Raw genomic sequence first — 17442 nt, 5'->3', positions numbered from 1 at the left:
TGGAGGCGCCCGCGGTCGGGACTCGGCGCTCCGCACGCAGCAGCCGCCGTGCCCCGACCGTGCCTCGTCGGCCCGACCGACGAGGTCGCCGAACTCGACGAGGGCTTCGGTGAGCGGCCGGTCGAAGATCTGCACCAGCACGGTGGGGCAGCGGGACCGCCAGGGCCTGGGGAGGAAGCCCTGCCGCGACGTCGCCGGGCCGTGGAGATGCCGCCCGGTCGGTGCGTGTGGTCACATGGCGCGACCCACCACTTCCGGAGCGGGGCGTGACATGGCCGAGACGACGGGCACCCAGGAGCAGTACAACACCGTCCGGGCCATCCACCTCGCGGCGGTCGCCGCCCTCGGTGGGTTCCTGTTCGGCTACGACACCGCCGTGATCAACGGCGCCGTCGTGGCGCTGCGCGCGGACTTCGCGATGAGCGCGGGCGTCACCGGCTTCGTCGTCGCGTCAGCGCTGCTGGGTGCGGCGCTCGGCGCCTGGGGCGCGGGCCGGGTGGCCGACCGGTACGGCCGGATCCGGGTGATGTTCGGGGCCGCGGTGCTGTTCATCAGCAGCGCGATCGGTTCCGGCCTGGCCATGGGGCCGGTCGACCTGACGATCTGGCGGGTGATCGGCGGCGTTGCGGTCGGCGCGGCGTCGGTCATCGCTCCGGCCTACATCGCCGAGATCTCGCCGGCCCCGATCCGCGGCCGGCTGGGCTCCTTGCAGCAGTTGGCGATCGTCACCGGCATCTTCATCGCGCTGCTGGTCGACGCCCTGCTCGCCAACCTCGCGGGAGGCGCGGCCGAGGACCTGGCCTTCGGCCTCGAGGCCTGGCGCTGGATGTTCATGGCCGAGGCCCTGCCGGGGCTGGTGTACCTGGTGATGTGCCTGACCATCCCGGAGTCCCCGCGCTACCTCGTCGCCCAGGGGGAGCCGAAGGAGGCGCGCCGGGTGCTCGCCGGGGTGCTCACCGCCGGGGTGGACGACCGGATCACGGAGATCCAGCGCACGGTGCGGGCCGAGGACCGGCGCAAGGCCGGCTTCGCCGACCTGCGCGGGCACGTCCTCGGCCTCAAACCGATCGTCTGGGTGGGGATCCTGCTCTCGGTGTTCCAGCAGGCCGTGGGGATCAACGTGATCTTCTACTACAGCACCGCGCTGTGGCAGCAGGTCGGGTTCAGCGAATCCGATGCCCTCACGATCACCGTCATCACCTCGGTCACCAACATCGTGGTGACGCTGGTCGCCATCGCCACCATCGACAAGGTAGGCCGGCGGATCCTGCTGCTCGTCGGCTCGGCGGGGATGGCGCTGAGCCTGGGCACGCTGGCCTGGACGTTCGGCACCGCCCCCGTCGTCGACGGCGAGCCGGTGCTGGGCGACGCGGCGGGGATCGTCGCGCTGGTGGCGGCCAACCTCTTCGTCGTCTTCTTCGGGGCGTCGTGGGGCCCGGTGGTCTGGGTGCTGCTCGGTGAGATGTTCAACAACCGGATCCGCGCCGGCGCCCTCGGGCTGGCCGCGTCCGCGCAGTGGATCAGCAACTTCGTCATCTCCCAGACGTTCCCGGTGCTGGCCGCCATCGGGTTGTCGCTGGCGTACGGCCTCTACACGGCGTTCGCCGTCCTCTCCTTCCTCTTCGTCGCCAAGTTCGTGCGGGAGACGAAGGGCCGCCAGCTCGAGGACATGGAGTAGCCGCCGGAAGTCACGTCATGGCCCCGCCGGTGTCGTGCTCGGCGGAAGGGGCGTGGCCGAGGCCGTGGGGTTGCCCACCCCGACGAGTCCGCCGGCTGCTCGAAACGTCTGCACGGTCGAGTGCGCCGAGCTCACCGCCGAGCACCGCGCCGTCGTCCACCGGATGTGAGCCCGGCCGCGCACGCCCGGATTTTCACGGAGGCCGCTGATGGTGGTTGTCTGCCGGATCCCCGTGCCGGAGTGTCCTGATCCGCCCGGTGCTGTTCGTCAGCAGGTCGGAGCGGGATCCTCCCGCGGACGTGAGGAGTGCAGATGAACCAGTACCTGTTGTCGGTGTACGCGGTTGAAGGACAGGCGAACGGAGCGCCTGCCACGGCCGAGGAGATGCAGGCGTTCATGGGTCGGGTGATCGCCCTGGAGGAGGAGATGGACCGGGCCGGAGCGTTTGCGTTCGGCGGTGCGCTGCACGGTCCCGACGCGGCCACCGTGGTGCGGGGTGGCACCGGCCGGGACAAGGTGACCACCGACGGGCCGTTCGTGGAGGCGAAGGAGCACATCGGGGGGTTCTACGTCGTCAATGCCGCAGACCTCGACGAGGCGCTGACATGGGCGGAGAAGGTGGTCGAGGCGATCGACCACGACATCGAGGTGCGGCCGTTCCGGGCCACCGGGCGGGTTCCGGCCGGCGGCCACTGACGGAGCCGGGGAGTGGACGACGTCGAGCGGACGTTCCGGGCCGCGCACGGTCAGGCGGTGGCGACCCTGGCCCGGCTCTTCGGTGACCTCACGCTCGCCGAAGACGCCGTCCAGGACGCGTTCGTCATCGCCATGAGCCGGTGGCCGAGGGACGGTGCCCCGGACAACCCCGCCGGCTGGATCGTCACCACCGCGCGGAACCGGGCTACCGACGTCGTCCGCCGGGAGCGGCGGGGCCGTCAGCTGACCGAGCAGGTCGTGACCGATCGCCTCCGGTCAGAGCCACCTCCGGGCCCCGACGTCCCGGCGCCGCGGCCCGACGACCAGCTGCGGCTCATCTTCACCTGCTGCCACCCCGCCCTGCGGGTCGAGCACCAGGTGGCGCTGACCCTGCGGTTGGTCGCCGGGCTGACCCCCGCGGAGGTCGCTGCCGCCTTCCTGGTCAGCGACGAGACCATGGCGAAGCGGCTGGTGCGCGCCAAGTACAAGATCAGGGCGGCGAGCATCCCCTACCGCATCCCCGACGCCGACCTGCCGCGCCGGCTGCGGGCCGTGCTGACGGTGCTGTACCTCATCTACAACGCCGGCGCCGACGACGTCGAGCGGCGGGGCCTACGTGGCGAGGCGATCTGGCTGACCCGGGTGCTGGTCGGGCTGATGCCCGATGAACCCGAGGTTGCGGGTCTGCTGGCCCTGATGCTGCTCAACGACGCCCGGATGCCGGCCCGCTCCGATGCAGCCCAGGTCGTGCAGCTCGGGGACCAGGACCGGTTGCTGTGGGACCGCTCACTGATTGCCGAGGGGCAGGAACTGGTGCTCGCGTGCCTGCGCCGCGGCCAGCTGGGTCCGTTCCAGCTCCAGGCAGCGATCCAGGCCCTCCACTGCGCCGCACCCCGGTACGAGCAGACCGACTGGGCGGCGATCGTCCGGTTCTACGACCGGCTGTTCGCGGTGCTGCCGACGCCGGTGGTGGCGTTGAACCGGGCGGTAGCGGTCGCCGAGACCGACGGCCCGGCGGCCGGCCTTCGGCTTCTGCAGGATCTGGAGGAGGACCTGGCCGGCTACCACCTGCTGCACGCTTCGCGTGGGTCGATGCTGGAGCGGCTGGGGCGACGCGACGAGGCCGCTGCCGCCTACGGCCGGGCGGCCGCGCTGGCGCGGATCGACGCCGACACCGCCTTCCTCACCCAGCGGCAGACGGAGCTCACCACCGACCAGCCCCGCTAGCAGCGTGAACCCGCTCGTGCAGGCGGGCGAAGTCGCCGTCGTTGTAGAGGGGGAAGCCGCCCTTGGTGCGGGCAGTGGGGACGACCAGCCGACTGTCCTCGCGCCAGCGGATCGAGCGCAGGACCAGCCCGGTCGAGGTCGGCCACCGGGCCGATCGAGGGAGACCCCGTGGGCACTCAGCGCCTCGCGTGGGCGACCTGCCACACCGCACCCCGGTGCGCGACGGCGGCGTGCATCCCGTGCTCGGCGAGGACCGCGAGCATCTCCGCCGGCGGGTGCGCGAAGGTGCGGAACCGGCGTCCGCCCCAGCCGAGCAGCCGGTTCTGGACGGCGACGAACGCCCGGGAGACCGGGGTGCGCGGCGGGAAGCTGAACACCAGCTGGTCGCGGGCGTGCCGGGCGGCCGCCGCGAGGAGCGCCGGGTGGTCGGGGTAGCAGCACACGACGCGGTGCAGGATCACGATGTCAGCGGGCCGCGCCGCTGCCGGGTCGGCGGCGATGTCGGCCAGGCGGCGGTCGACGCGCCCGGCGAGCCCGGCCTCGTCGAGCAGCCGGGCCGCTTCGGCCTCGTAGGCCGGGGAGAGCTCGAGGTTCGTGGCGGAGGCGGCGCCGCGGCGGAGCAGCTCGATGTGGATCTCGCCGACGCCGCCGCCGATCTCCAGCACCGTGGCGCCCCGCAGGCCGCGATGCTCGAGGAGCTCCACCATCCGCCGGGCCGTGGCGTCGAGGCCCTTCCTCCGGTAGCGGGCGGCCCTCCGCCTGGCGAACCGCTCGTCGAACACCCCGTCGCATCCGCGGGGGTCGCAGCAGCCGGCCACGGCGGCAGTGTTCCACCGTCTGCTGCTGCACGGGGCCGTCTGCGGACTGCGGTGGGGGACGGAGAAGGCCCCGGTCAGTTGCCTGACCGGGGCCCTCCGTTCGGGGTGAGTGACGGGGCTCGAACCCGCGAGTGAGGCCGGTTCCGGGCCTGGTGGCCCGGTGATCCCGCACGATAGCGGGGCCTTCCGGACAGCCTCGATCGTCCCGGAGCGGTCCTGATCGGCCGCTTGCCCCCAACAAGCTCGCCCGCATCGAGACGAGTCCCGAACCGGCCTGACCCGGGTGGCGGACGACGCCAATCGCCTCAGAGGGTCAGCAGGCGCAGGGCGAGGACGACGACGGCGAGCACGAGCGGCGGCATCGGCATCGCGACGTTCATGGTGTCGCCGACGCGGAGGTGGCCGCCGACCGCACCGAGGAAGTAGGCGACGAGGCCGGCCGCGGCGGCGATGCCCAGCGGTTCGAGCCACAGACCGACGAGGATGCCGACGGCGCCGGCGATCTCGAGGCCGGCGAGGGTGGGCAGGTGCCGCTCCGGCACGCCGACGGTGCCCTGGATGACGGCGACGACCTGCTCGTTCCGGCGGAGCTTCATGGCCGCGGAGTTGAGGGCGATGGTGGCCAGCAGGACGGTGGTGATGACCAGGGCGATGAACACGACTCTCCTCTGAGAGGAAGTGGGGGAAGGTGACCGCTGTCAGCGGTCGCCGAGTTCCTTGCGGATCTGGGGGAGGACCTCGGTGCCGAGCAGCTCGATGGCCTCGAGGTAGGTGGCGTGGGGCATGCCGCCGACGTCCATCTGCAGGATCTGGCGGGTGTGCCCGAGTTGGGCGTGCAGGTGCAGGATCCGGTCGGCGACCTCGTCCGGTCCGCCGGCGAACACCATGCCGCCCGGCTGGAGCTGTGCCTCGCGGCCGGGCGGTGCCATCGGCGGACGCCCGACCTCCGCGGCGCCGGTGGCGAACATGCGCAGCTCGTGCTCGAGGTAGGTGGCCTTCGCCCGGTGGTCGTCGCGGCCGACGAACCCGTGCACCGCGACGGCGATGTCGGCCGCCTCGGCCGGATGGCCGACCTGCGCCCACGCGTCGCGGTAGGCCCGGCCGTACTGCGCCCAGTGCTCCGAGCTGCCGCCCAGGATGCCGAGGAACAGCGGCACACCCAGCTCGACCGCGCGGCCCACCGACTCCGGGCTGCCGCCCGAGCCGAGCCAGATCCGCAGCGGCTGCTCCGGGCGCGGCACGATCAGGGCGCCGTCCAGGGGGCGGCGCCGGTGCGGGCCGGACCAGGTGACCTGCTCGTGCTGGTTGACGGCGAGGAGCAGCTCGAGCTTCGAGGCGTAGAGCATGTCGTAGTCGCGCTCGTCGAGGTCGAAGATCGGGAAGGTGATCGCCGAGGAGCCGCGGCCGGCGACGGCCTCGATGCGTCCGGGTGCGATCGCCGCCGCCGTCGCCAGCTGTTGGAACACCCGCAGCGGCTCGTCGGTGGACAGCACCGTGACGGCCGTGCCGAGCTTGATGCGCTGCGTGGATGCCGCGGCGGCGTTCACGACCGAGGTCGGCGAGGACAGCGGCATCGAGCGGGTGTGGTGCTCGCCGAACCCGAAGAAGTCCAGGCCGACCTCGTCGGCGAGGTGCACCGCCTCGAGGACGTTCCGGATCGCCTGCGCGGTGGCACCGAAGCCGCCGTCGGGAGTGCGGGGTGTGTTGCCGAACGAGTAGACGCCGAGTTCGAATGTCATGGCGGTGCTCCTTGTCGGGGGCGAAGGGTGGGGCGCTCAGGCCAGCGGGCGGAGGCCGTCGACGAGTGGCGTCGTCGGCCGGCCGATGAGGCGGGCGAGGTCGCCGTTCCGGTAGGCGAACGCGCCGTCGCGGATGCCGCCGTCGACGGCGACGCCCATGCGCGCGAACTGCTCCGGTATCCCGGCGCCCGTCAGCATCTCGAGGTGCTCGTCGGGCGTCACGGAGCGGTAGATGACGTCGCGGCCGAGCACCTCGCTCAGGGCCGCGGCGAGGTCGTCGTAGGTCCAGGCGACGTCGCCGGACAACTCATAGGTCCGACCCAGATGACCGCCAGAGGTGACGACGGCGCCGACGGCCTGGGCGAAGTCGCGTCGCGAGGCCGAGGCCACCCGCCCCTCACCGACGCTCGCGAGCAGGACCCCGCTCTGACGGACGCCGTGCAGATCGCGCCCGTAGTTCTCGGTGTACCAGCCGTTGCGCAGGATCGTGAAGGGGACGCCACTGCCGCGGACGGCCTCCTCGGTCGGGGCGTGCCTGGCGGCGATGGGGCTGGGGCTCTCCGCCGCCCGCAGGCCGCTGGTGTAGACGAGGTGGTGCGCGCCGGCGCGGGCGGCGGAGGCGATGGCGTCGGCATGCTGCCGGTCGCGGTTCACCAGGTCGTTGCCGGAGACGAGCACGAACGTGTCGCCCGCACCGACGGCGGCCTCGACGGTCGCGGGGTCGTCGTAGTCGATCCGGGTGGTGCGGACGCCGCTGGCGGCCAGGTCGGCGACGGCGTCGGGCTTGCGGGCGCCTGCGACGACGTCCGACGCGGGGACGCCGCGGTCGAGCAGGTCCTGGACGACCAGGTGACCCAGGTGGCCGGAGGTGGCGGTGACGACGATGGGCATGGGGGGAACTCCAGGGGATGAGATGGGTCTGAACGCCGGTGCCACGCCCGGCCCGGATCGACCGCCGGGCCGGGCGACTGCTCAGCCGATCTCGATGCAGATCTTCCCGCGCGTGCCCGAGCGGAAGTCCTCGAACGCACGAGGGACGTCGTCCAGGGAGTAGGTGACGGTGATCGGCACGCGGATGCGTCCGGCGGCGGCGTCGGCGGCGAGCCGGGCGAGGGTGTCGGCGGACGGGTTGGCCATGACGAACGTCGCGGCGGGGTTCTGCTCGGGGCCGTACCCCATGGTCGAGCCGATCTTCCCGCCGGGCTTCAACAGTCCGGCGAGCTCGGCGCCGTCGCCGGCCAGGTGCACGATGGCGCCGACGCCCTCCGGGGCGATCGCCCGGACCTGCGCGGCGACGTCACCGGTGTAGTCGACGGTGTGCTGTGCGCCCAACTCGGTGACGAGGTCGGCCTCCTCGCCCCGCCGGGCCGTGGCGATGACGGTGGCGCCCGCCGCGGCGGCGTACTGCACGGCGAGTGCGCCGACCCCGCCGGTGGCGCCGCTGACGAGGACGGTCTGTCCGGCCTGGACGCCGGCGGCGTTCAGGGTGTCGAGGGCGGCGGTGCCGGCGAGGCCGAGGGCGCCCGCGGAGCGCAGGTCCAGCCCCTCGGGGACCGCGGTGATGAAGTCGCCCTCGTGCACGACGAGCAGCTCACCGAAGCCACCGTCACCCAGGTGCGCCTTGGTGACGACGCCGAGCACGGCGTCGCCCGGGGCGAACCGGGTCACGCCTTCGCCGACCGCCTCGACGGTGCCGGCGAAGTCCTTGCCGAGGACGACGGGGAAGCGGTGCTCCATCATCCCCTGCAGGTAGCCGGCGGCCACGGACAGGTCGAAGCCGTTCAGCGACGAGGTGGCGACGCGGACCAGCACCTCGCCGGGGCCGGGGGTGGGGTCGGGCACCTCGGTGACGGTGGGCTCGGCGTCGGCGGACGGTACGACGAAGGCACGCATGTCGGTTCCTCTCGATGGAGTGGGGGGATGTCCCCGTTTCGCCGACGCTAACACGACACCCGGGGACATCATTCCGGTTAGCTGTCGCGTTGCTCGGCGTGGCGAGAGGAGAGGCGGTTGGCCGCCATCACGCGCAGCACGGAGCGCTCGGTGGGCGCCGGCGGCGCGGGCGTGGCGGCCCGGGTCTGGAGTCCATCAAGGAGGAAGGCGGCGACTCGTCGCCAGCTGTCGGGGGCGCCCTTCTGGGTGCGCTCCACCAGTCCGGCGTTGGCCATGAGGAGCAGGGGCAGGTCCTGGTGGCGGAAGTCCGGGCGCAGCTCGTCGGCGTCCTGTGCCCGCCGGATGAGCTGCTTGGTCAGCTCGAAGGCGCGGCTGCGCAACTCCTCGAGCTCGCCGGACGGCGTCCTGACGGTCGTGACGAGCAGGTCGGCAAGGCCGCGGTCGCGGGCCTGCAGTTGGAACAGGCGCAGCAGGTAGTCACGGAAGCCCGCCCAGGGATCCGGATCGGCGAGCCCCTCGTCGACCGCGGCGAGGTAGTCCGTCATCGACGGCAAGAGGGCCGCCTGCACCAGCTCCTCCCGGCTCGGGAACCGGCGGTAGAGGGTCGCGTTCCCGACACCGGCCCGGCGGGCGATCTCGTCCAGCGAGGCCCCCAGCCCATGCTCGGCGAACACGGTGCGGGCGGCGGCGACGATCGCGTCGCGGTTGCGCGCGGCATCGGCGCGCAGCGACGGGCGGGCGGCATCGGTCACGCCGCCACCTTACGGGGGAATGCTCCCCGGATCCGGTACGTTGCCTGCGGAACCGGACGATAGTCCCCACTTCGAGGGGGCGGGTCCGGACGACCACGGAGGAGCACCACCCATGAACGTCACCGTCTTCGGCGCCACCGGAGCCATCGGCCGACAGGTCGTCGATCAGCTTCGATCTCACGGCCACACCGTCACCGCCTACGTCCGCAACCCCGGCAAGGTGCCGGCGACGTGGGGGGAGGCCGTGCGGGTGGAGGTCGGTGAGATCACCGACGCGGCCGCCATCGACCGGGCGGTCGCCGGCGCGGACGCCGTCGTGAGCGCCCTGGGCCCGAGCATGGACCGGAAGGTCACCGGGCTGCCCCTGGTCGACGGCACCCAGCACATCGTCGAGGCCATGCAGCGCCACCGCGTCCGCCGCTACGTCGGCAACGCCACCCCCAGCGTCCTCGACCCCCGCGAGACCCCGACGTGGCAGACCCGGTTCGCCACCTTCATGCCCAAGACCTTCATGCGGCGCGCCTACGACGAGATCACCGGCATGAGCCGGGCCGTGATGGACTCCGGCCTGGACTGGACCATCGTGCGCTTCCTCGCCCCGAACGACGGCCCGGCCAAGGGGACCGTCCGGCACGGCTTCTACGGCACTGACCAGCTCGGCTTCAAGGTCACCCGCGCCGACATCGCCGCCTTCACCGCAGCCCAGGTCGACGACCCCCGCTACGTCGGCGCCGCCCCGGCGATCAGCAACTGAGGATTCCGGCCCCGGCCAGGGAACACGGCGCCGGGCGAAGGTGAGGCCGAACTGGTTGCCGCGGCGAGGGTCGAGGCCGGTCGAACCAGAAGACGCAGGTGACGACCACGAGGTTGGTCGACCGGTCCATGTGCAGCCAGGCCGCATCGACGCTCGCCATCCGCTCCGTGGCGCGCACGCCGCGAGCGTGGCACGGGTGGGTAGGGCGTGCAGCCCGGAGCGTGCCACGCCGCTGTCATGCTGGAGGCATGAGCAGCGAGCCGTTGGTGCCGGCGCCGAAGGCGGCCGGTGAGGCGCCCGAGGTGCCGCCGGAGGTCTTGCGCCTGGCCCGGCGGCGGCTGCTCTCCGGGGAGCGTCTGGAGATGTCCTCGCTGGCGGCCGATCTCGGCGTCAACCGCGTGACGCTCTACCGCTGGGTGGGCTCCCGGGAACGGTTGCTCGTCGAGCGCGCTGCACCAGGCCGGCGGTGGCACCGACGCCGCCCGGCAGTGGACCCGCCTGGTGCGTGACACCGTCACCCTCGGCACGCCACATCTGGGCGCTCCCCTCGAACGCGGAGTCCACACCCTCACCCACACGCTGGCCCGCCTGCCGGAGACCCGCCCCCTCGCAAAGCTGCTGGCCGCGCGCAGCGTCGGCATCAAGGATCTGCGGCGGGGCACGCTGGTTGAGGGGGACTGGATCGATCAGGACCTCGACGCCCGCACGCCCGGCCGGCACACCCACGTACCGCTGCACGACGGCGCCCGGCACTTCGTCGTCCTCGCCACCCTGGCTGCCGACCCCACGGCCCGGACCGCCGACCTCCTCGGCGACCTTCTCGTCCCGCCCCGCAGCGCATGCGGCGACGCCGGTGACGGCGACCGGCTGGCCTTCCCGCCCGACCACGTGCACAGGCTCGGCCGACTGCACCACTTCGACCTGCTCAACCACCCGCAGGTCTACGCCCAGATTCGTAGTTGGCTGGAGACGCGGCCGGAAGGAGCCCATCCGTCGGCGCCCGCCGGGCCGTGACCCAGCCGGTGTGCGGCTACTCGGGGTAGTGGATCGAGGGGTGCAGGACCAGCCTGCGGAACTGGTCACGGTCGGTTCCGGTCAGCCGGGCGAGTTCGGCCGCCTCTTCGAAGTGCGTCTCGATCCCGGCCACGACCTCGTCGATGACTCGGTTCGCCTGGTCGGGATCGAGCAGGTAGTCGCGCGCGGACTCGCGGCACAGCGCCAGCCGGGAGGCTCGCCTCCCGTCGCGGGTGAGGGCCATCGCCTGGGCCGAGGTGTCGCCGCTGCGCAGGCCTGGCGCGATGTCGTAGGCGGGGGTGAGCGTGAGCCACTCGCCGTCCCAGAACGCGGAGTGGTTGCGCGCGTGGTCGTCACTGTTGGACACGCACACGTTGAACACGACCCGGCGGAACAGCTTGGTGAGCGTCGGGATCGGGTCGCGGAACCGGGCGCGGATCTGGTCGGCGAGGTGGATGTAGCTGCCGTAGCGGGCGCCGGTCAGCTCGTCGAGGCCGAGGATGGTGAGCGCGGAGACCATGAGCTTGCGCTGGCCGTCGCCGGGGCGGTCGAACCGGTCCACGAGCAGCACGTCCCTGTCCGAGCTGCGGATCAGGCGGGTGGGTGCGACGTCGATGCCGACGCGGCCGGCGAGGGTCATCGCCGCCGCCTCGAACTTCACCGACGGGTACGGGTCGGTCTGCGTCGACAGCTTCGCGATCACGGGGTGGCCGTCGGAGTCGAGCAGTGTCACCTTCGGTCGGGCGCCGCCGATGCTGGTACCGCGCAGCAGCGCGTCGGCCAGCGCGGGCGGGAGCGTCTCGCCGGCGTTGAGCCGCTCGGCCGCGTCCTGCATCTGCTCGAGCGTCGAATGGTCGGCGGAGCGGGGGATGTAGTCGGTTGCGCTGTGCCGGAAGTCCAGCCCGCCGATCCGGTCGCTGCCGGACTCCAGCAGGTAGGTGAGCGTGCTCAGCGTGCCGGTGTCGGAGCTGGCGTCGAGGTGGCCGAGGCGACGGGCGAGGATGACGCGCTGGCCCCACGCGTCCGGGCCGGCGTCGCGCAGGCAGCCGGCGATCGTGAGGCCGTCCGGCGGCTGGATGCGGCCCGGCCCCAACCGCAGCTCGGGCAGGTACAGCGGGATCGCTTCGTCGCGGGCCAGGTAGCTGCGGCCGTAGGTGAACGTGTAGGAGTCGCCGACGGAGTCGATGCGCCCGGTGACGACGGGGTCGCTGGCGCCGGGCAGCCACACCCAGACGAACGCGCTCCCCGGCGGCGCGCCGCCGCGGCGGTCAGAAGTCGTCATCGACGGCCTCGGCCCGGACCCGCTGCGGGAGCAGGGCGAGCGTGCGTCGGTTGTCCGCGGTCCGCGCGGCGGCGGCGGCCGGGCCGCCGAGCAGGTCGATCCCGAGAACGGTGGCGGCCTCGACCGCGACGCCGAGGGTGACCGAAGGTGCCCCCTTCTCGACGGCGCGGATCGTGCCGAGCGCCACCCCGACTCGCTCGGCGAGCTCGGTCTGGGACCAGCGGCGCTCGCGGCGGACCCGGGCGATCTCCGAGCCCAGAGCGGCGCAGACGTCGCGCGTCGGCGCGGAGTAGACCGTCATGCGACGGGCCATCGGACACACCTCCTGTGGTTAGCAAAGCATTGTGTCTTATGCCCTCTAAGACGCAATGAGTTGTAAGTCTTGTCCGGTTGAGCTCGCCAGACGACGGGACGGGGACGAGAACTGGGATGCAGCCGGGTGCCGTCCGACACGACGGGGTCGTGGAGCAGTCGCTGCCCATCGAGGGCGAATGCCTGTTCGGTGGACATGAGCGGGTACGTCACGGTGGTGGAGCTCCCGCAGGGAGTCACGCCAACCAAGCCGCTGGCGGCCCGCTGTGAAGACGACGAGGCGACGATCGCCGCCGTCGGTGGCTGACCGCCGCACCGGCCGCAATGTCCCACATCTCCGCCCACGTGTTGCCGTACTGGCCGGCCGGGGAGGGGGGGCATGCCCAGTGGCCTTCCGGGGGCAGTGCGGCGGAGGAGCGCCCCGTTCTCGTTCTGGAAACGGAGAGGCCCTGGTCAGCGAACTGACCAGGGCCTCCACCGCTGGGGTGAGTGACGGGGCTCGAACCCGCGACACCCAGGATCACAACCTGGTGCTCTACCAGCTGAGCTACACCCACCGTGCTTCTCCCGGGCGCAGCGGCCCGGGGGAACGCGACAACGATACCGGAGGCCGCGGGGCGACCCGCCGGGGGAGTCGCTGTGCTCAGGCGGTGCCGGCGTCCCCGGCCGCGAGCAGCCCGGCGAAGGAGCCGACCACCTGGTCGGCGGCCTGCTTGGCCTGGTCGCCGCTGGGACCGGGTGCCGGGACGAAGAGCGTGCGCCGGTAGTAGGCCAGCTCGCGCACCGACTCGATGATGTCGGCCAGCGCGCGGTGCGCCAGCCCCTTGGGCGGCTGGGCGAAGTAGACGCGGGGGAACCAGCGCCGGGCCAGCTCCTTGACCGAGGAGACGTCGACCATCCGGTAGTGCAGGTGGTCGTCGAGCTCGGGCATGTCGCGGGCGAGGAACCCGCGGTCGGTGCCGATCGAGTTGCCGCACAGGGGAGCGGTGCGCCGTTCGGGGACGAACCGCTTCACGTACGCCAGGACCTGCTGCTCGGCCTCGGCCACGGTGAGCGTGGCGGCCCGGACGGCGTCGGTCAGCCCCGACTTCGCGTGCATCTCCGCCACGAACTCGGTCATGCCGTCGAGGTCGGCGTCCTCGGCGGAGATGATCAGGTCCAGGCCCGGGTCCAGGACGTTGAGCTCGGAGTCGGTGATGAGCACCGCGACCTCGATCAGCTTGTCCTTGGTGAGGTCCAGCCCGGTCATCTCGCAGTCGATCCAGACCAGGTGCCCTGCGCTCTCCGCCACGGCGCCCGACAGTACGCACCGCGCGCCACGACCGCCCCGATCACCCCTCGTGTCGACGCGCATCCCAGCCGCTGCGACGGCGCGGCCCGAAGGGCTCGGATTCGACGCGGCCGACCGTTAGGGTCGCCCGAACGCCCGCCGTCAGGAAGCCCTCCCGTGTCCTCTGCACCCGCACCCGTCGCCACCGCCGTGCCCCAGGCGCCGGGCACGCTCCGCGCCGGCCTGGCCCACCCGATCGCCCTGGTGCGGTGGCTGTGGGCCGCGTACATGACCCCAGGACGGCCTGGGCGGCCCACCGAGCAGACCGAGCTGCGCTGGATCTACACCGCCTGGCTAGCGGCGTTCCTGCTGAAGATGCTGGGCTCCTCCTGGGACGTCTCCTGGCACTTCAAGTGGCTGCGCGACGACCTCGCGCCCCCGCACCTGCTCAACACCGTGGGCACCGCGGTCGTCGTCGCCCTGGTGCTGTTCCACAGCTACACCGGCTACGGCGTGGACCGCCGCGCGCTGCGGTGGATGCAGGTCGGCACCGCCACCTTCCTGATCGCCATCCCGGTCGACCTGGTCAACCACCGGATCAACGGGCTGGACATCACCAGCTGGAGCGCCAGCCACGCGCTGCTCTACCTGGGGACGGCGATCATGCTGGCCGGCGCGCTGCGCGGCTGGTGGCTCCACGCCGCGCCGGGGCGCACCCGCGACCTCGTCTCGCTGGGGCTCTGGCTGTTCTTCGTCGAGAACGTGCTCTTCGCCAACCAGCACCAGGAGTACGGCGTGCTGTCGCTGGAGGCGTACGAGGCCGGGCGGACGACGGCCGAGCCGTCGCTGCTGGACTTCGCGGCCTCCCAGGGCCAGTCGCCGGCGATGTTCATGCTGCCGGTGCCGTCGTGGGTGCACCCGGCGTGGCTGGTCTGCGCGGGTCTGCTGGCGCTGCTCGTCGCCCGCCGGGTCGTGGGCCTGCGCTGGACGGCGACGCTCGTCGCCGTGGGATACCTCGGCTACCGCGGGCTCATGTGGCTCGGGCTGGTGGCGCTGGGCTTCCCGCCGTCGGTGCTGCCGGTGGTGCTGATCGTGGGGGCGCTGCTGGTCGACGTCGCCGTGGACCGGCGGGTCCCCGGCTGGCTGGCCGGCCCGGTCGTCACCGCGGCGGTGTACGCCGTCGCCTACCCGCTGGCGCAGCTGGGGCTGCTGCCGCCGTGGAACTGGTGGTCGGTGCTGCCCGTGGCGGTGGCGTCCGCCGCGCTGTGGGCGGCGGTCGACGCGCTGGCCACCAGCGCCTGGCTGGCGCGCTGGCGCGCCGCGGGCGAGCCGGCCGCCACGACCGTCCCGGCCTGAACCCGGAGCCGCTCCGCGCGCCACGGAGCCGTCGCACCGATGACGTAGCGTCGTCGTCGGCTGCCCGCGGGAGCCGCCGGCGGTGGCCCGCACCGGCCCGGCCCCGACCGCAGACCCCGACCGCCCGGAGGACGACGTGCTGGTCCTGACCCCGGCGCCGCTGGAGACGGCGGGTGAGCGGGCGCTCTTCGGGGAGCTCACCCGGTGGGACACCGGCGCCTCGGTCCGCGCCGCGGTGGTGGCCTCCCTCCCGCTGGTCGACGAGCCGCTCGGCCGCCGCCAGTCCGACGCGGTGCTGCTGGTCCCCGAGGGCCTCGCGGTCATCCGCGTCGTCGAGGTGCTCCGGCAGTCCGGGACGGTGACGGCGAAGCCCGAGGGGCCCTGGACGATCGCCGGACCCGGCCCCGAGCAGGTGCTGCACCTGGCCGGTGGCGGCTCCTCGCCGCTCGACGGGCTGATGGCCGCGGGCATGGACACCGCGATGAAGCTGCGCCGGGCCGGGCTGGAGCCCGGGCGGATCGCCCGTCTCACCGTGCTGGTCGGCGAGATCACCGGGCTGGTGCCCGTCGACGGCGACCTCGGCGAGGGCGACCTGGTCGCCACGCTCGACCCCCGCTCCCTGCTGCTGGCGTTCGCGCGGGCCGCCCGGCACGCCGGCGTCGCCAACCCCCGGCTCTGGACCACCGCCGACGTGCGGGCGGCCCTGGCGGCGCTGGAGCTGCCCGGTCGCGGCCCCACGGTCGAGGAGCTGGGCGGCGAGGCCTTCCCGTACTCGCCCTACGTCCTGCGCCGTCCCCAGCTGCTGACCCCGGCGGCGATGGCCGCCTCGCCGCTGATCGTCCCGCCGGTGCCCGACCCGCCGGACGCCGGCGAGCCCGGGCCGGGTGGGAACGCGGAGGCCACGGGGCGTGAGGGCGGCGCGTTGAGCGCCACGGCCGTGGCCCGTGCGGTCGCCGCCTCGGTGGCCTCGGCGCACGCTGCCGCCGTGGCCGCGGCCGCGCCGACCGGCGCGACCCCGGGGCTCGCCGGGCAGCGCGACACCGTCGAGGTGGGTGGTGCGCCCGCCCCGCCGCGCCCCGACGCGGGCACCGAGGGGCGGACCGGCACCCCGGACCGCGACGGCGGCGACGAGCCGCCGGCCCCGTCCGGCCCCCGCACCGCGGTGCTCCCGGCCGCGTCACCCACCGCCGCGTCACCCGCCGCCGATCCACCCGCCGCCGAGCGGCTCGCGCGGCCGCCGCTCTCCCCCGCGTGGGGTGCCACCGCGTCGGGTCGCGGCGGGGACCGGACGCCGGCCGACCGCCGCCGGATCGCCGTGCTGGCCGCCGCGGTGGCGGCGGTCCTGGTCGTCTGCGTCCTCGGTGTGTGGCTGCTCGGCGACGAGCCGGCCGGCGACGGCGCGGGTGGCGACGTCGGGATCCCGTCCGACGCCGTCGTGGCCGGGCCGGTGCCGGGCGAGGTGCGCGAGGTGGACGGCACCGCCTACACCGTGGAGGCGGTGCAGGTCGACGACACGTGCGCCGGGCACGCCTACGGGGAAGTGGCCGGGTTCTTCGCCGCGCGCGACTGCGTCGGGCTCTCCCGGGTGCTGTACTCGGCGCAGGCGGAGGGTGCACCGGTCGTGGTGTCGGTGTCCCGGGTGACCATGGCCGACGACGCCGCCGCACGCGAACTGCGCGCGCTCACCGACCGCGACGGCAGCGGCAACGTCAGCGACCTGCTGCGCGAGGGCGTCACCTACGACGGTGCTCCGGCCGGGTTGCGGTCGGCGCAGTACGCCAGCGCGGTGTCCGGCTCCACCGTCACCGTCGTCGAGAGCGCGTGGGCCGGTGCGGGCGCCGGCAGCGCCGCGGCGGTGGACAAGGTCGCCTCCGACGGCCTGGCCCTGCCGGTGCCGCCTCTCAGGTGACGGCCTGGAACGGCCCGGAGGCCCGGTGCGCGCCGGCGAACGGCGAGCGGGGCCGGGTCCTCCGTCAGGTGGTGGCCGCTGCCCAGGCCATGGCGCGGAGCAGCTCCGCCATCGCGGACCGGTCGAGGCGGCCCGCGCTGTGCGGGGTGGAGTTGATCAGCCCGAAGACGGCGTGCGCGCGGGCGCGGCACGCGGCGGCCTCGGCGTCGGGGTGCACCCGCGCCAGCACCGCCACCCACACCTCGACGTAGCGGCGCTGCAGCCGCCGCACCTGGGCGGCCTCGGCCTCGGGCAGCGAGGCGAGGTCCCGGTCGTGCACGACGATCAGCGCCGGGTTGTCCAGCGCGAACTCGACCTGGAAGCCGATGAGCGCGCGCAGCTGGTCGGCCGGGTCGCTGCCCGCGGCCGCCACCCGGTCGCGCCCGCCGTCGGCGAGCCGGGCGCTGATGCGCAGCAGCATCTCGGCGAGCATCGCGTCCTTGCTCGCGAAGTGCCGGTAGATCGCCGGCCCGGTGACCCCGACCGCCGCCCCGACGTCATCGACCCCCACCGCGCGCGAGCCGCGCTCGGCGAACAGTCGGGCGGCGGCCTGCAGGATCTGCTCCCGGCGCGAGGGCCGGGCGGCGTCGGCGTGCAGCGCGCTGTCCTGGGCTGGGGAGCCCGGCTCCAGACCCGTGCCGGCCGACGTCATGCGACGGATGCTAGCCCGGCGGTGAACACCGGTTAACCCTTCGATCGGGAG

Annotated in this window: 18 protein-coding genes and 1 tRNA gene; 8 read left to right on the top strand and 11 right to left on the bottom strand. The window is 73.6% G+C overall.

Features of this window, described 5'->3' with window-relative positions:
* Window positions 1-271: 271 nt before the first annotated feature.
* The 3 genes from BMW62_RS13920 to BMW62_RS13910 all read left to right on the top strand — a co-directional run bounded on the left by BMW62_RS13920 (window position 272) and on the right by BMW62_RS13910 (window position 3601).
* The gene (locus BMW62_RS13920; RefSeq protein ID WP_091931507.1) at window positions 272-1678 is read left to right on the top strand and encodes a sugar porter family MFS transporter; all 1407 of its coding nucleotides are present in this window, start codon (window positions 272-274) and stop codon (window positions 1676-1678) included.
* 312 nt (window positions 1679-1990) lie between these two features.
* Window positions 1991-2374 (top strand): YciI family protein, encoded by a 384-nt coding sequence (locus tag BMW62_RS13915; RefSeq protein WP_091931505.1) that lies wholly within the window; start codon window positions 1991-1993, stop codon window positions 2372-2374.
* A gap of 12 nt (window positions 2375-2386) precedes the next feature.
* A complete protein-coding gene (locus BMW62_RS13910; protein ID WP_091931503.1) occupies window positions 2387-3601 on the top strand; it encodes an RNA polymerase sigma factor in 1215 nt (404 codons plus the stop codon).
* 176 nt (window positions 3602-3777) lie between these two features.
* Here BMW62_RS13910 and BMW62_RS13905 read toward each other — a convergent pair whose 3' ends face one another.
* The 6 genes from BMW62_RS13905 to BMW62_RS13880 all read right to left on the bottom strand — a co-directional run bounded on the left by BMW62_RS13905 (window position 3778) and on the right by BMW62_RS13880 (window position 8803).
* A complete protein-coding gene (locus BMW62_RS13905) occupies window positions 3778-4383 on the bottom strand; it encodes a methyltransferase domain-containing protein (RefSeq protein WP_211435121.1) in 606 nt (201 codons plus the stop codon).
* Window positions 4384-4724: 341 nt separating this feature from the next.
* Entirely contained in the window at window positions 4725-5078 is a 354-nt protein-coding gene (locus tag BMW62_RS13900) for a DoxX family protein (protein WP_211435120.1), read from the bottom strand.
* Between the two features lie 39 nt (window positions 5079-5117).
* The gene (locus BMW62_RS13895; protein ID WP_091931499.1) at window positions 5118-6158 is read right to left on the bottom strand and encodes an LLM class flavin-dependent oxidoreductase; all 1041 of its coding nucleotides are present in this window, start codon (window positions 6156-6158) and stop codon (window positions 5118-5120) included.
* Window positions 6159-6194: 36 nt separating this feature from the next.
* Window positions 6195-7049 (bottom strand): SDR family oxidoreductase, encoded by an 855-nt coding sequence (locus tag BMW62_RS13890; RefSeq protein ID WP_091931497.1) that lies wholly within the window; start codon window positions 7047-7049, stop codon window positions 6195-6197.
* Between the two features lie 81 nt (window positions 7050-7130).
* Window positions 7131-8051, bottom strand: a complete 921-nt coding sequence (locus BMW62_RS13885) for an NADP-dependent oxidoreductase (protein ID WP_091931495.1) — start codon at window positions 8049-8051, stop codon at window positions 7131-7133.
* Window positions 8052-8128: 77 nt separating this feature from the next.
* On the bottom strand, window positions 8129-8803 hold the full coding sequence (locus BMW62_RS13880) for a TetR/AcrR family transcriptional regulator (protein WP_091931494.1): 675 nt from the start codon (window positions 8801-8803) through the stop codon (window positions 8129-8131).
* 112 nt (window positions 8804-8915) lie between these two features.
* Between BMW62_RS13880 and BMW62_RS13875 the strand changes: the two genes are divergently transcribed.
* From BMW62_RS13875 to BMW62_RS13865, 3 genes are all read left to right on the top strand, one after another.
* A complete protein-coding gene (locus BMW62_RS13875; RefSeq protein ID WP_091931491.1) occupies window positions 8916-9557 on the top strand; it encodes an NAD(P)-dependent oxidoreductase in 642 nt (213 codons plus the stop codon).
* 248 nt (window positions 9558-9805) lie between these two features.
* Complete coding sequence (locus tag BMW62_RS13870) at window positions 9806-10066, top strand: hypothetical protein (RefSeq protein ID WP_091931487.1); 261 nt, start codon at window positions 9806-9808, stop codon at window positions 10064-10066.
* Window positions 10059-10571, top strand: a complete 513-nt coding sequence (locus BMW62_RS13865; protein WP_091931484.1) for a hypothetical protein — start codon at window positions 10059-10061, stop codon at window positions 10569-10571. The genes BMW62_RS13870 and BMW62_RS13865 overlap by 8 nt, the downstream gene beginning before the upstream one ends.
* A 16-nt stretch (window positions 10572-10587) precedes the next feature.
* On the opposite strand, the gene BMW62_RS13860 is transcribed toward BMW62_RS13865, so the two are convergent.
* The 4 genes from BMW62_RS13860 to orn form a co-directional block, all read right to left on the bottom strand.
* A complete protein-coding gene (locus tag BMW62_RS13860) occupies window positions 10588-11853 on the bottom strand; it encodes a type II toxin-antitoxin system HipA family toxin (protein ID WP_091931482.1) in 1266 nt (421 codons plus the stop codon).
* Window positions 11840-12166 carry a helix-turn-helix transcriptional regulator gene (locus BMW62_RS13855; RefSeq protein ID WP_091931479.1) on the bottom strand — a complete coding sequence of 109 codons (327 nt, stop codon included), beginning with the start codon at window positions 12164-12166 and terminating at the stop codon, window positions 11840-11842. Before BMW62_RS13855 ends, BMW62_RS13860 begins: the two co-directional genes overlap by 14 nt.
* A gap of 480 nt (window positions 12167-12646) precedes the next feature.
* Window positions 12647-12722: transfer RNA gene (locus BMW62_RS13850), tRNA-His, on the bottom strand.
* A gap of 86 nt (window positions 12723-12808) precedes the next feature.
* Entirely contained in the window at window positions 12809-13456 is a 648-nt protein-coding gene (gene orn / locus BMW62_RS13845) for an oligoribonuclease (protein WP_211435119.1), read from the bottom strand.
* A 156-nt stretch (window positions 13457-13612) separates the two neighbouring features.
* Between orn and BMW62_RS13840 the strand changes: the two genes are divergently transcribed.
* Both BMW62_RS13840 and BMW62_RS13835 read left to right on the top strand, forming a co-directional pair.
* Window positions 13613-14791 (top strand): hypothetical protein, encoded by a 1179-nt coding sequence (locus BMW62_RS13840; RefSeq protein ID WP_091931474.1) that lies wholly within the window; start codon window positions 13613-13615, stop codon window positions 14789-14791.
* A gap of 82 nt (window positions 14792-14873) precedes the next feature.
* Complete coding sequence (locus BMW62_RS13835; RefSeq protein ID WP_244524039.1) at window positions 14874-16700, top strand: hypothetical protein; 1827 nt, start codon at window positions 14874-14876, stop codon at window positions 16698-16700.
* A 64-nt stretch (window positions 16701-16764) separates the two neighbouring features.
* Here BMW62_RS13835 and BMW62_RS13830 read toward each other — a convergent pair whose 3' ends face one another.
* Window positions 16765-17391 (bottom strand): SACE_7040 family transcriptional regulator, encoded by a 627-nt coding sequence (locus BMW62_RS13830; RefSeq protein WP_091931471.1) that lies wholly within the window; start codon window positions 17389-17391, stop codon window positions 16765-16767.
* Between the last annotated feature and the right edge of the window lie 51 nt (window positions 17392-17442).

Source organism: Blastococcus sp. DSM 46786, assembly GCF_900109665.1.
Taxonomy (GTDB): Bacteria; Actinomycetota; Actinomycetes; order Mycobacteriales; family Geodermatophilaceae; genus Blastococcus; species Blastococcus carthaginiensis.
Note: the sequence above shows the minus strand (reverse complement) of the source record. Positions and strands in the feature narration are given on the sequence as shown.

What these genes read in the sequence shown, in the direction of transcription:
- BMW62_RS13920 (WP_091931507.1), top strand. Translation starts at nt 272, where the DNA reads ATGGCCGAGACGACGGGCACCCAGGAGCAGTACAACACCGTCCGGGCC.
- BMW62_RS13915 (WP_091931505.1), top strand. Translation starts at nt 1,991, where the DNA reads ATGAACCAGTACCTGTTGTCGGTGTACGCGGTTGAAGGACAGGCGAAC.
- BMW62_RS13895 (WP_091931499.1), bottom strand. Translation starts at nt 6,158, where the DNA reads ATGACATTCGAACTCGGCGTCTACTCGTTCGGCAACACACCCCGCACT.
- BMW62_RS13890 (WP_091931497.1), bottom strand. Translation starts at nt 7,049, where the DNA reads ATGCCCATCGTCGTCACCGCCACCTCCGGCCACCTGGGTCACCTGGTC.
- BMW62_RS13885 (WP_091931495.1), bottom strand. Translation starts at nt 8,051, where the DNA reads ATGCGTGCCTTCGTCGTACCGTCCGCCGACGCCGAGCCCACCGTCACC.
- BMW62_RS13875 (WP_091931491.1), top strand. Translation starts at nt 8,916, where the DNA reads ATGAACGTCACCGTCTTCGGCGCCACCGGAGCCATCGGCCGACAGGTC.
- BMW62_RS13870 (WP_091931487.1), top strand. Translation starts at nt 9,806, where the DNA reads ATGAGCAGCGAGCCGTTGGTGCCGGCGCCGAAGGCGGCCGGTGAGGCG.
- BMW62_RS13860 (WP_091931482.1), bottom strand. Translation starts at nt 11,853, where the DNA reads ATGACGACTTCTGACCGCCGCGGCGGCGCGCCGCCGGGGAGCGCGTTC.
- BMW62_RS13855 (WP_091931479.1), bottom strand. Translation starts at nt 12,166, where the DNA reads ATGGCCCGTCGCATGACGGTCTACTCCGCGCCGACGCGCGACGTCTGC.
- BMW62_RS13830 (WP_091931471.1), bottom strand. Translation starts at nt 17,391, where the DNA reads ATGACGTCGGCCGGCACGGGTCTGGAGCCGGGCTCCCCAGCCCAGGAC.